This is a genomic window from Micromonospora sediminicola, assembly GCF_900089585.1.
In the GTDB taxonomy this organism is placed as follows: domain Bacteria; phylum Actinomycetota; class Actinomycetes; order Mycobacteriales; family Micromonosporaceae; genus Micromonospora; species Micromonospora sediminicola.
Window position 1 is genome coordinate 852,177 of sequence record NZ_FLRH01000004.1, and the last position, 11,870, is coordinate 864,046.

General features: G+C 74.6%; 12 protein-coding genes. 2 read left to right on the forward strand and 10 right to left on the reverse strand.

The genetic code is table 11. From position 1 onward, the window contains the following. Positions 1 to 50: 50 nt before the first annotated feature. From rny to GA0070622_RS25480, 8 genes are all read right to left on the reverse strand, one after another. Positions 51 to 1,817, reverse strand: coding sequence for a ribonuclease Y (gene rny, locus GA0070622_RS25445; protein ID WP_091583983.1), 1,767 nt, complete (start codon positions 1,815 to 1,817; stop codon positions 51 to 53). 845 nt (positions 1,818 to 2,662) lie between these two features. After that, positions 2,663 to 3,364: a 3-keto-5-aminohexanoate cleavage protein gene (locus GA0070622_RS25450; RefSeq protein ID WP_091579720.1), complete on the reverse strand. Its 702-nt coding sequence runs from the start codon at positions 3,362 to 3,364 to the stop codon at positions 2,663 to 2,665. Positions 3,365 to 3,400: 36 nt separating this feature from the next. Next, positions 3,401 to 4,093 (reverse strand): regulatory protein RecX, encoded by a 693-nt coding sequence (locus GA0070622_RS25455; RefSeq protein ID WP_091579723.1) that lies wholly within the window; start codon positions 4,091 to 4,093, stop codon positions 3,401 to 3,403. 11 nt (positions 4,094 to 4,104) lie between these two features. Beyond that, positions 4,105 to 5,154: a recombinase RecA gene (gene recA, locus GA0070622_RS25460; RefSeq protein ID WP_013284729.1), complete on the reverse strand. Its 1,050-nt coding sequence runs from the start codon at positions 5,152 to 5,154 to the stop codon at positions 4,105 to 4,107. A 185-nt stretch (positions 5,155 to 5,339) separates the two neighbouring features. After that, on the reverse strand, positions 5,340 to 5,540 hold the full coding sequence (locus tag GA0070622_RS25465) for a DUF3046 domain-containing protein (protein WP_091579728.1): 201 nt from the start codon (positions 5,538 to 5,540) through the stop codon (positions 5,340 to 5,342). A gap of 4 nt (positions 5,541 to 5,544) precedes the next feature. After that, complete coding sequence (locus GA0070622_RS25470) at positions 5,545 to 6,840, reverse strand: MFS transporter (protein WP_091579732.1); 1,296 nt, start codon at positions 6,838 to 6,840, stop codon at positions 5,545 to 5,547. A gap of 77 nt (positions 6,841 to 6,917) precedes the next feature. Further along, positions 6,918 to 8,060 (reverse strand): acyl-CoA dehydrogenase family protein, encoded by a 1,143-nt coding sequence (locus tag GA0070622_RS25475; RefSeq protein ID WP_091579735.1) that lies wholly within the window; start codon positions 8,058 to 8,060, stop codon positions 6,918 to 6,920. 20 nt (positions 8,061 to 8,080) lie between these two features. Further along, complete coding sequence (locus GA0070622_RS25480; protein ID WP_091579740.1) at positions 8,081 to 8,614, reverse strand: hypothetical protein; 534 nt, start codon at positions 8,612 to 8,614, stop codon at positions 8,081 to 8,083. A gap of 81 nt (positions 8,615 to 8,695) precedes the next feature. Between GA0070622_RS25480 and GA0070622_RS25485 the strand changes: the two genes are divergently transcribed. Next, positions 8,696 to 9,346 (forward strand): 4a-hydroxytetrahydrobiopterin dehydratase, encoded by a 651-nt coding sequence (locus tag GA0070622_RS25485; RefSeq protein ID WP_091579744.1) that lies wholly within the window; start codon positions 8,696 to 8,698, stop codon positions 9,344 to 9,346. 44 nt (positions 9,347 to 9,390) lie between these two features. Beyond that, positions 9,391 to 9,738: a nuclear transport factor 2 family protein gene (locus tag GA0070622_RS25490; RefSeq protein WP_091579749.1), complete on the forward strand. Its 348-nt coding sequence runs from the start codon at positions 9,391 to 9,393 to the stop codon at positions 9,736 to 9,738. Here the strand turns inward: GA0070622_RS25490 and GA0070622_RS25495 are convergent. Then, a complete protein-coding gene (locus GA0070622_RS25495) occupies positions 9,728 to 10,429 on the reverse strand; it encodes a UdgX family uracil-DNA binding protein (protein ID WP_091579754.1) in 702 nt (233 codons plus the stop codon). The two genes, GA0070622_RS25490 and GA0070622_RS25495, sit on opposite strands and share 11 nt — an antisense overlap. Positions 10,430 to 10,505: 76 nt before the next feature. Next, positions 10,506 to 11,840, reverse strand: coding sequence for an aminotransferase class I/II-fold pyridoxal phosphate-dependent enzyme (locus GA0070622_RS25500; protein WP_091579759.1), 1,335 nt, complete (start codon positions 11,838 to 11,840; stop codon positions 10,506 to 10,508). Positions 11,841 to 11,870 lie beyond the last annotated feature (30 nt).

Below are 11,870 nucleotides of genomic sequence, written 5' to 3' on the forward strand. Positions count from 1 at the left end.
CGGGCGGGTGGGGGACTCCCCCACCCGCCCGCTCTCCGTTGCCCTGCCGCTCAGCGGGCGATCTCGGTGACCCGGGACTCGCGCACCACCGTCACCCGGATCTGACCCGGGTAGGTCAGCTCCTCCTCGATCTGCTTGGCCACGTCCCGGGCCAGCACCGCCGCGCCGATGTCGTCCACGTCGTCCGGCTTGACCATCACCCGGATCTCCCGGCCCGCCTGCATGGCGAAGACCTTCTCCACGCCGAGCTTGCCGGCCGCGATCTCCTCGATCCGCTCCAGGCGCTTGACGTACGCCTCCAGGCTCTCCCGCCGCGCCCCGGGCCGCCCGCCCGAGCAGGCGTCGGAGGCCTGGGTGAGGACCGCCTCGATGGTCTGCGGCGGCACCTCGTTGTGGTGCGCCTCGATGGCGTGCACCACGTCCTCGGTCTCGCCGTACTTGCGGGCCAGGTCCGCGCCGATGATGGCGTGGCTGCCCTCCACCTCGTGGGTGAGCGCCTTGCCGATGTCGTGCAGGAACGCGCAGCGCTTGATCGTCGGGACGTCCAGCCGCAGCTCGGCGGCCATGATGCCGGCGATGTGCGCGGTCTCGACCAGGTGCTTGAGCACGTTCTGCCCGTACGAGGTCCGGTAGCGCAACCGGCCCAGGAGGGTGACCAGCTCCGGGTGGATCTCGGTGATCCCGACCTCGACCAGCGCGTCCTCGGCGGCCCGGTGGCACAGCTCCTCCACCTCCTGCCGGGCCAGGTCGTAGACCTCCTCGATCCGGTGCGGGTGGATGCGCCCGTCCAGCACCAGCTTCTCCAGGGTGAGCCGGCCGACCTCCCGGCGGACCGGGTCGAAGCAGGAGAGCAGCACCGCCTCGGGCGTGTCGTCGATGATCAGGTTGACGCCCGTGACCGACTCGAAGGCGCGGATGTTGCGCCCCTCCCGGCCGATGATGCGCCCCTTCATCTCGTCCCCGGGCAGGTGCAGGACACTGACCACGCTCTCCGCGGTCTGCTCGCTGGCGACCCGCTGGATGGCGTCCACGACGATGTGCCGCGCGCGCTGCTCGGCGGTGCCCCGGGCGTCCGACTCGATCTCCCGGACCAGCAGCGCCGCCTCCCGCTTCGCCTGCCCCTCGATCGACTCGACCAGCTCGGCGCGGGCCGACTCCGCGGTCAGCCCGGCCACCCGCTCCAGCTCGCGGCGACGCTGCTCCTCCACCTCGGTCAGCGCCCGCTCGCGCTCCGCCAGCGCCGCCTCCCGGGCGGCGAGCGCCGCGGTGGCCGCGGTGAGCTGCCGCTCCCGCTCGGCCAGCCGCTCCACCTCCTCGGTGTGCAGCCGCTCCCGCTCGTCCATCCGGGCGGCCCGCCGCTCGACCTCGGCCGCCTGCTCCCGGGTGGTGGCGGCGAGCACCGCCACCTCGCGCTCACCGCTGCGTCGCGCCGTGGCGCGCAACTGCTCGGCGTCCGCCTCGGCCTGCTTGTGGGCCCGCTCCAGCACGGTGTCGGCCTCGGCCCGGGCGTCGTCGAGCACCCGCCGCGCCTCGGCCCGCGCCGCCTTCGCCTCGGCGTTCGCCGCCGCCGCCTCGGTACGCGCCGCCGCGGCGGCGGACTTCGCCACGTCGATGGTGCTGTTCGCCTCGTCGGCCGCGCTGCGCAACGCCGCCAGGGACTGCTCCTGCCGGTCCTTCTCCGCGATGAACGCCGGGTCCTCCGGCGCCGGGGCCAGGCTGAGCCGCTGGAGCGTACGCACGCCGAACAGCACGGCGCCGACCACCACCACGACGAGCAGCAGGACCACCACGAGCAGGACGACGTCGAAGGCGCTCATGCCGTCGCTCCGCACCGGTACGTCGCCCCGCCGCCGACCCGCCGCGCCTCGCCCACAGGCCGTGGTTCACCGGCGCGTCGTGGCTCACCGGCCTGTCGTGGCTCACCGGCCTGGGGTGGCTCACCAGCCTGGGGTGGCTCACCAGCCTGTCGTGCGCGGTCGCCCGGCGAGGAACGGCCGGGACCGTGTGGCAGACCGCCGGTGAACCTGTGCCGCCCCGCCATGGCCGCCTCCCCTGAACGTCGGCGCCGCAGGACGCGCGCGAAGGGGCACGCACCTGCGGCTCTGGACGCCCGACCGGAGCGGCTGGCTGTGGGTAGCTTTCCGTCGGCGGTGCCCCTCACGGGAACCGCCGGCGGCCGGTTGCAGTTGTCGGACGCTCCGGACCGGGTCCGGAGCGGCCGTCAAGGGGCCGGTGAAGCTGGCCAAAGTGATGCTGTTCTGTTACGCGATCTATGTTGTGCGCTTAGCCTGCGCTGGTCGGGCAAAGTGAGCCTGTATGGCGAGGCTAGGTCGCGAGGGGCCCTCCGGTCAAGAAGTCATGATCAAACCACCCGGACGGAGAGAAGTTGCCTGGTCACGCGGCGTCGATCAGATGCCGGACACGCGCGGACAAAACCCGCCCCCCGTCACCTCACCGTGACCTTCCCGTCCTGCTCAACCCGCATCCGGCCGGCCGCCTCCCGAGCCCACGCTCCACTTCGGTGACCAAGGAGTTGGCGTCTGCCCCGGCGACGCCAACTCCTTGATCAGAAACGACAGGTTCCGGCCCGGGACGGGAGGGGACGGGGCGAGCCGGCCCGGCGGGAGGAGCGGGCCGGGAGGGGTCGGGGGTAGCGCAGAGGTCAGCGGGTGAGCGACCGGGCGGTGGCGACCAGGGCCGCGTTGTCCGGGGCGGGGCTGCCGTCGGGCAGCAGGAGCGTGTCCTCCAGGCCGATCCGGGTGTGCAGACCCCGGCGCACGGCCTCGCCGAACACCGGCCAGGTCGCCGGCCCCTCGCCGTGCAGCAGCACCGGCGGACCCTCGCCGGGCAGGGCGGCGAGGATCGCGGCCGCGTCGGCGAGTGCCCTCTCCACCCGTTCGGCCATGCACTCGACCAGGATCCGCCCGGTCGGCGTCGGCCAGCGGCGCCAGGCGTCGACCGCCTCCTGCGTCCAGATCCCGGCCTCGACCATCACGCCGCGCTCGTGCAGGGCCGCCGCGACCTCCGCCGCGCCGGGCTCGTGGGCGTTGACCGAGGCGAAGTCGGGCAGAACCGTCCAGGCCCGGACGGCGGCCACCCGTTCCACCGGGTCGGGAACGATCCACGCGCCGGTGCTCACCCCGACCGGCAGGCCGGGCCGGGCCGCCCGGACGGCGCTGACCGCCGCGCCGATCACGGCCGGATCGAGCGACTCGGCACCGGCGTCGTCCCGAGGATGGATGTGCACCGCCGCCACCCCCGCGCTCGCGCAGCGGACGGCGTCGTCCGCCAGCTCGGTGGGGGTGAGCGGCACCGCCGGGTGCTCGTCCCGCCGCCGTCCGCCGTTCAGACACGCCTTCAGCACGGCGCACGCTCCCTTCCCCCGAGGGCCGCAGTGCCCTCAGTCGGGCCGGCGGGTGTCGAGGTCGTTCTCGGCGTCGGCCAGCGCGTCGGCGTCGATGTGCTCGGCGAACTCGGCCGCCTCGGCGCTCTGCGCGGCGAGCGCGTCCTTCACCGCCCGGATCGCCACCCCCGCCGGGTAACCCTTGCGGGCCAGCATCCCGACCAGGCGCCGGAACACCGCGTCGGGCTCGCCCCGGGCGGTACGCAGCTTCCGATCGACGAGGGCACGGGCGGTGTCCGCCTCGGTCTCCTCGTCGATCCCGTCGAGCGCCTCGCCGGCCACCTCGCCGTCGACGCCTCGCTGCCGCAGCTCGTTGGCGAGCGCCCGGCGGGCCAGCCCCCGCCCGGCGTGCCGACTGCTCACCCAGGCCCGGGCGAAGGCGGCGTCGTCCACGATGCCGACCTCGTCGTAGCGGTCGAGCACCTGCTCGGCGGTCTCCTCGGAGATGCCCTTGCGGGCCAGCGCGCCGGCCAGCTCGGCCCGGGTGCGGGGCCGCACCGCGAGCTGCCGCAGGCAGATCTCGCGGGCCAGCTCCGCCTCGTCGCGCGGCGGAGCCGGAGCCTCCCCGGATTCGGGCTCCGCCGTGCGACCACGGCGCCCACGGCGCGGCCGGGGCGTGCCGGTGTCGTCACCCGCACGGGGTGGGCTGGCATCCCAGCCCCGCCCCGTGCGGGCGCGTCGTCCTGCCACGGGTCAGCGGATCAGAAGTCGACCGGCGGCAGCTCCGGGCCGCCGGCGGCGTCGCCCGCACCACCGGTGCCGACGCCGAGCTTCTCCAGGATCTTCTTCTCGATCTCGGCCGCCACGTCCGGGTTCTCGCGGAGGAACTCGCGAGCCTTCTCCTTGCCCTGGCCCAGCTGGTCACCGTCGTAGGTGTACCAGGCGCCGGACTTGCGGATGATCGCCTGCTCCACGCCGACGTCGATCAGCGAGCCCTCGCGGGAGATGCCCTTGCCGTACATGATGTCGAACTCGGCCTGCTTGAACGGCGCCGCGACCTTGTTCTTCACGACCTTGACGCGGGTGCGGTTGCCGACCACGTCGGTGCCGTCCTTGAGGCTCTCGATGCGGCGCACGTCGAGCCGGACCGAGGCGTAGAACTTCAGCGCCCGACCACCGGTGGTGGTCTCCGGGCTGCCGAACATCACGCCGATCTTCTCGCGGAGCTGGTTGATGAAGATCGCGGTGGTGCCGGTGTTGTTGAGCACACCGGTGATCTTCCGCAGCGCCTGGCTCATCAGCCGGGCCTGGAGGCCGACGTGGCTGTCGCCCATCTCGCCCTCGATCTCGGCGCGCGGCACCAGGGCGGCGACCGAGTCGATCACGATGATGTCGATCGCGCCGGAGCGGACCAGCATGTCGGCGATCTCCAGCGCCTGCTCGCCGGTGTCCGGCTGGGAGACCAGCAGGGCGTCGGTGTCGACGCCGAGGGCGCGTGCGTACTCCGGGTCGAGCGCGTGCTCGGCGTCGATGAACGCGGCGATGCCGCCGGCCCGCTGGGCGTTGGCCACCGCGTGCAGCGCGACCGTGGTCTTACCGCTGGACTCCGGACCGTAGATCTCGACGACCCGGCCGCGCGGTAGACCGCCCACGCCGAGCGCCACGTCGAGCGCGATGGAGCCGGTCGGGATGACGGCCGTCTGCACGACGGGCCGCTCCCCCAGCCGCATCACCGAACCCTTGCCGAACTGCTTGTCGATCTGAGCGAGAGCAAGGTCGAGCGCCTTCTCCCGGTCAGGCCCTGCTGCCATGGTTGCCACCCCTGCCTTCGCCGGCGTCTTTCCTGAGCTTCGCGTCACGCGGGACACGCTAGGCGCTGGGTCCGACAGAAAACCAGCCGACGGGCCGTGAGCTGTGGACGAGCACCCCGCTGTGGACAATAGCCGAACAGGTGTACGACTGGGCAAGCGACACGCGGAACCGACGAAAAGGCTGCTCAGCGTAGTCGCGCGGGCACCCGGTCGGGATAGGCGGCCACCACGGCGCGCCACACCACGTGCGTTTCCTCACCGGCGGCGAGGGCCTGCTCGACGGTCCGCCCGCCGAGCTGGGACAGCACCTGGTCGCTGGCGAGGCTGGCCGCGTACCCCGGCCCGAACGCCTCCTCCAGCCGCGCCCAGAAGTCGGTCAGCCGCACCTGTTCAGTCCCCCTCGTCGAGTGTGTCGTCCCCGCCGGTGCCCCGCAGCGCCAGCGCCGCCAGCGGCACCACCGCGATGGCTGCCAGCACGGTGAGCGTCGGGTACCCCACCGCCTGCATGACGAACCCGCTGACCGCCGCCGCGCCCGCCCCGGCCAGCCCCATGAGCAGGTCGGACAGGCCCTGCACGCCGGGCCGGTCGGCGGTGGGCACCGACTCCGACAGCAGCGTCGAGCCCGCCACCATGGTGCCCGACCAGCCCAGCCCGAGCAGCGCCAGCCCCACCGCGAGCGGCGGCGTGTGGTGCCCGGCGGTGCCGGCGACCGCGCACGCCGCCAGCAGCAGCGCGACCCCGCCGAGGATCACCGGCCGCCGACCCAGCCGGTCGGTGAGCCAGCCCGTCACCGGCGAGAGCGCGTACATCCCGGCGATGTGCAGGCTGAGCACGATGCCGACCACCGACAGCACGTCCGCGTCGGAGTGCCACTCACCGAGGTGCACCGGGGTCATCGACATCACCGCGACCATCACCAGGTGCCCCACCGCGACCGCGGCGATGCCGAGGCGGGCGGCCGGCCGTCGGCGTACCGTGCGCCACGCGGCGACCATGCCACCGCGACGGGCGACCGGCGGGGCGGCGCCGGCCTCGGGCGCCGCCAGCCGGCGCGCGGTGAGCAGCGGGTCCGGCCGGAGCAGGACCAGGAGCACGGCGGCGGCCAGCGTGAACGCGACGGCGCTGAAGGCGAACGGGCCGGCCAGTGTCGGCAGCCCCCAGCCCTGGGTGGTGTCGTCGGCGAGCGCGGCGAAGTTCGGCGCGGCCACCGAGCCGATGGTGGTGGCCCAGACGACCAGCGAGAGCTGGCGACCCCGGCGCTGCGGCTCGGCCAGGTCGACCGCCGTGTAGCGGGCCTGGAGGTTGGCCGCCGTGCCGCCGCCGAACAGCAGCATGCCGACGAAGAGCAACGGCACCACCCGGGTCGCGGTCGCGACCACCACCAGCACACCACCGACCGCGCCGACCAGGTACGCGGCGACCAGGCCGGGCCGGCGTCCACGGGCGGTCATGAGCCGGGTGACCGGTACGGCGAGCAGCGCGGCCCCGACCACCCCGGCGCTCTGCGCCACCCCGGCCAGGGCGGTGCCGGCGACCCGGGCGGCGAGCAGCGCGCCGACCGAGATGCCGATGGCGACGCCGGTGCCGCCGATGATCTGGGTGAGGAAGAGCAGGCGGAGGGTACGTCGCTGAATGCCGGCGACGTCGGTCCGGGGTGGGGCCGGCGCGGTCAGGTCGGTGGCCATGGCGGACGCTCCTGGAGGTGACGGGCCCCCATCCTCCCGCACCGGACCGGCCGACCGGCACCCGGTTTGGCCCGGCCCTAGAGACCGAGGCCGCGGCCGATGATCTCCTTCATGATCTCGGTGGTGCCGCCGTAGATCGTCTGCACCCGGCTGTCCAGCCAGGCCTTCGCCACCGGGTACTCCAGCATGAAGCCGTAGCCGCCGTGCAGCTGCACGCACCGGTCGGCGACCTTCGTCTGCAGCTCGGTGGTCCACCACTTGGCCTTGGCCGCGTCGGTCACCGAGAGCCGGCCCGCGTTGAACTCGGCGACGCAGTGGTTCACGAAGGTGCGCGCGATGGTGATCTCGGTGTCCAGCTCGGCCAGGAGGAACCGGTTGTGCTGGAACCGGCCGATCGGGCGACCGAACGCCTCCCGGGACCGGGCGTGTTCCAGCGTGAGCGCGAGCAGCTTCTCGCAGGCGGCCACCGCGGCGACGGCGATGCTCAGCCGCTCCCGGGGCAGGTTGGCCATCAGGTGGTAGAAGCCGTGGTTCTCGGTGCCGATCAGGTTCTCCGCCGGCACCCGGCAGTCGTCGAAGAACAACTCGGCGGTGTCGTTGGCCTTCAGGCCGACCTTGGCCAGCCGCCGGCCCCGACCGAAGCCCGGCGTGCCGCTCTCCACCACGACCAGGCTGACCCCGTGCGCGCCCTGCTCCGGCGCGGTCTTGACCACCACGACCACCAGGTCGGCCAGCTCGCCGTTGGTGATGAACGTCTTCTGCCCGTTGAGGACCAGGCTGTCGCCGTCGCGCACCGCGCTGGTGCGGATGCCGGCCAGGTCGCTGCCCGCGCCCGGCTCGCTCATCGCGATCGCGGTGACCAGGTCGCCGGAGCAGAAGCCGGGCAGCCAGCGCTTGCGCTGGTCGTCGGTGGTCAGCTCGGTCAGGTACGGCGCGACCACGTCGTTGTGCAACCCGAACCCGAGGCCCGAGCACCCGGACGCGACGATCTCCTCGTCCAGCACCGCGTTGAACCGGAAGTCGCGCTGCCCGCCGCCGCCGTACTCGGGGTCGACGTCGGGGCCGAGCAGCCCGGCCGCGCCGGCGGCCCGCCACACCTCCCGGTCGACGATCCCGTCGGCCTCCCAGCGCTCGTGGTGCGGCACCGCCTCCCGGGTCAGGAACCGGCGGCACAGGTCCCGGAACTCCTCGTGGACGGGCTCGTAGAGATGCTGCTCCATGGCGGCCAGTCTGGCACCGCTCACCCGCCCTGGACAGAGGCGAGCCGCGCTCGCAGCCGGCGTTCCCGGTGCCTGGTCCGGGCGGCCTGGGCCAGCACCGCGACCAGCACCACCCCGAACCCGATCGCGCTGCCCGTCCACCCCACGTGCAGCGCGATCACGATCAGCACGCCGAGCAGCACGGTGCCCCCGACGGCGCCGAGCAGCGCGCCCCGGCGCACGGCGGGCAGGTTGTCGGTGACCGCCGCGAGATCCGCCTCGTCGGTCGGCGGCTCGCCCCGGCGCAGCGCGGCCATGGTCAGCCGCCAGCCGGCGTTCCGCTCCGCCTCGGCGGGGGTGCGCGGCTCCCCCCAGCGACCGAGGATGAAGAGGAACAGGAAACCCCAGATCACCCCGCCCAGGCCGGCTCGGACCACGGCGACCAGCGCGGAGCCGTCACGCTCGTCCCAGAGTCGCAGCGGCAGCCAGCACAGCCCGGCGATCAGCATGAACATCACGTACGAGCCGGGCGGGCCGAGCCGGACCGGTGACCCACGGCGGGGGGTGACGGACATGACGGGGCCCTACCCGCGCGCGGCATCCGGCAATCCCTTGTGGACATCCGGCGGCGGGTCCGACGTGCCTAGGATGCCCGGATGAGCACACTGACCGGGAAGCAGGTCGCCGACGCGGGGCTGGACGGGTGGACCTTCCTGCTGGGCGCGCTGCACACCCGCATCCGTACCCCGGACTTCGCCGCCGGCCTGGCGCTGGTGGCCGCCGTCGGCGCGGAGGCCGAGCGGGTCGACCACCATCCCGACCTGGACCTGCGCTACACCCACGTCGACGTGCGGCTGTGGTCGCACGACGCGGGCGGGGTGACGGGCCGTGACCTGCGGCTGGCCCGGACGATCTCGGCGCTCGCCGCGGACGCCGGCCTGTCGGTGTCGTACGCCGGGCTGTCCCGGCTGGAACTCGCGCTGGACAGCCCGGAGTACGCGGCCGTGCTGCCGTTCTGGCGGGCGGTCCTGGCCGGGGAGCGCCCAAGCGGTCCTGCCGACGACGAGGTGCGCGACCCGGCCGGCGCGCTGCCCACCGTCTGGTTCCAGTCCTCCGGGCGCGACGAGCCCCGGCAGCGCTGGCACCCGGACGTCTGGGTCGACCCGGCCGAGGTCCGGCCGCGGATGGAGGCCGCGCTGGCGGCGGGCGGCACGCTGGTCAGCGACGCGGAGGCCCCGCACTTCTGGGTGCTGGCGGACCCGGACGGCAACCGGGTCTGTCTCTGCACCTGGCAGGGACGCGACTGAGAAACCGGGGCGACGGCCGGGCGAGGCGACGCTAGCGTGCCGGTGTGGACGCACGCGCGCTGATCGAGGAGTTCAACGCCGCCTGGTCGCGGGGTGACCTGGCGGCGATGTCCGGCTGCCTGGCCGAGGACGTGAGCTACTGCCCGAACGCCTGGGACGGGCCGGCCGGCACGGTACGCGGGCGGGCCGCCGTCGTCGCCGTCCTCGCCGGGCAGTCGGGTTCGGGCGAGGGTCCGGCGCTCGGCGCGGTCTGGGCCACCGACGACCGTGCGGTCTGCGAGTGGGCGTGGCCTCCGGCCGAGGACGGCACGGTGCTGCGTGGGCTGGACGTCTACCGGGTCCGCGACGGGCGGATCGTCGCCAAGGACGTGTTCGGCAAGATCACTTCTTGAGCGCCCCGGCGGCCACCCTCAGGTCGGCGACCAGCCCTTCGTACGCGACGTCCTGGTTGTCGGCGCGCAGCACGGCGGAGGGGTGGATGGTCGCCAGCAGCCGGGTCGCCGGCGCGTCGGCGACCGCTCCGGTCCGGTCCACCGGCACCCGGGCGAAGTCCTCCGGGTGCTGGGCGGCCGCCGGCCACGGCAGCAGCTCGCCGCGTTGCCGGGTCACCCGGAACGTGGGGCCGAGCAGCGCCTTGGCGGCGGTGGCGCCGAGCACCACCACGACGTCCGGGTGCAGCCGGGCGAACTCGGCGACCAGCCAGGGCCGGCAGGCGGTGATGTGCACCCGGTCCGGCGTCTGGTGGACGCGTCGCGTGCCGCGCCGCTCGAAGCGGAAGTGCTTCACCGCGTTGGTCAGGTAGATCTGGCCGGGGTCGAGGCCGGCGTCGTCGACGGCCCGGCGCAGCAGGCGGCCGGCGGGGCCGACGAACGGCAGTCCCTTCTGGTCCTCGACGTCGCCGGGCTGCTCGCCGACGAAGACCACCCGGGCGTGCTCGTCACCGCGCCCGAAGACGGTCTGCGACGCGTCCCGGTACAGCTCGCAGCCCCGGCAGCCGGCCGCCGCGGCGCGCAGCTCGTCGATGGTGTCCGCCCGTGGCGGGATGAACTCCTGCGCTCCGGGCGCGCTGTCGGTCTCGGCCATGCCGACCGTTCTACCCCGTCCGCCGCGCCCCACGCGACCGCCCTGCCGCGAGGTCGCCGAGCGGGGCCCCCGCCGGTCAGGTGGTGAAGGTGGGGCCGGGACGCAACGCGCCGACGAGCGCGTCGGCCAGCACGGAGAGCTCACCCTCGTCGAGGGAGCTGACGGTGACGCGGACGGCGGGGGCGGCGGCGATCCGGTAGGGGCTGCCGGGGGCGACCGACCAGCCGGCGTCGCGCAGGGCGGTGACCGCGACCGTCTCGTCGGGCACCGTCACCCAGACGTTGATCCCGGTGCGTCCGTGCGCGGCCACCCCACGCGCGGCGAGCGCGGCCACCAGCCCGTCGCGCCGGCGGTCGTAGCTGTCCGCCGCGCGTCGCACCAGGTCGGCGGTGGCCGGGTCGCGCCAGAGCGACAGGACCAGGCGTTGCAGCACGGTGGAGACCCAGCCGGCGCCGACCCGCGTCCGGCCGGCCACCCGGGCGACGGTGGCCTCGTCCCCGGCCAGCACGGCGAGCCGCAGGTCGGGTCCGTAGGGCTTGCTCACCGACCGGACGAAGGCCCACGTCGCTGTCGCCCCGGCGAGCGGGTGCAGGGGTACGCGGGCCAGCTCGGCCGCGTGGTCGTCCTCGATCAGCAGCAGGTCGACCCGGCCGGCGAGCAGCGTCCGCAGGGCCGCCGCCCGGTCGGCGGAGACCGCCGCACCGGTCGGGTTCTGGGCCCGGCTGGTGACGACCAGCGCGCGCACCCCGGCGGCCAGCGCGGCCCGCACCCCGGGCTCGGTCGGGCCCTCGTCGTCCACCGGCACCCCGACGGTGCGCAGCCCGAGCGCGGCGACCAGGTCGAGCAGGTTGGCCCAGCCCGGGTCCTCCACCGCCACCGCGTCGCCGGGGCGCAGGTGCGCGGCGAGCAGCCGTTCGATGCCGTCCAGCGCGCCCCCGGTGACGGTCAGGTCGGCGGCCGGCACCCCGTCGGCCGCGAACCGGTCCCGGGCGACGGCGGCCAGTTCGGGCAGGACGGCGGCGTCCGCGTACCCGGTCGGGGTCCCGGCCTCGGCGGCGAGCGCGGCCAGGTGCGGCCCGAGCGGGGGCAGCAGCCGGGGGTCGGGGTGCCCGGCGGAGAGGTTCCGGGTGCCGGGTCGCGGAGGCGGTGCCAGCGCGGCCCGGCGGGTGGCCACCGGCGGGCGGGGCCGGACCGTCGTGCCGTGCCGGCCTGCGGTGGCGACCAGGCCGCGCTGCCGCAGGTCCTGGTAGGCCTTCGCGACCGTGGCCGGGCTGACGCCCAGCTCGCCGGCGAGCGTGCGGACCGCCGGCAGGGCGTCGCCCGGGGCGAGCGCGCCGGCGCGGATGCCGGATTCCACGCTCGCCGAAATGGCCGCCGACGTGGAACCGCTGATCTGATAACGTGCTGCCACAGTTCGAGCATTGTACTAGAACAAAAGGTG

Bases quoted from the DNA above. Each gene is read 5' to 3' on its own strand.
- recA (WP_013284729.1), bottom strand. From the start codon at position 5,154: ATGGCAGCAGGGCCTGACCGGGAGAAGGCGCTCGACCTTGCTCTCGCT.
- GA0070622_RS25495 (WP_091579754.1), bottom strand. From the start codon at position 10,429: ATGGCCGAGACCGACAGCGCGCCCGGAGCGCAGGAGTTCATCCCGCCA.
- GA0070622_RS25485 (WP_091579744.1), top strand. From the start codon at position 8,696: ATGAGCACACTGACCGGGAAGCAGGTCGCCGACGCGGGGCTGGACGGG.
- GA0070622_RS25480 (WP_091579740.1), bottom strand. From the start codon at position 8,614: ATGTCCGTCACCCCCCGCCGTGGGTCACCGGTCCGGCTCGGCCCGCCC.
- GA0070622_RS25470 (WP_091579732.1), bottom strand. From the start codon at position 6,840: ATGGCCACCGACCTGACCGCGCCGGCCCCACCCCGGACCGACGTCGCC.
- GA0070622_RS25475 (WP_091579735.1), bottom strand. From the start codon at position 8,060: ATGGAGCAGCATCTCTACGAGCCCGTCCACGAGGAGTTCCGGGACCTG.
- rny (WP_091583983.1), bottom strand. From the start codon at position 1,817: ATGAGCGCCTTCGACGTCGTCCTGCTCGTGGTGGTCCTGCTGCTCGTC.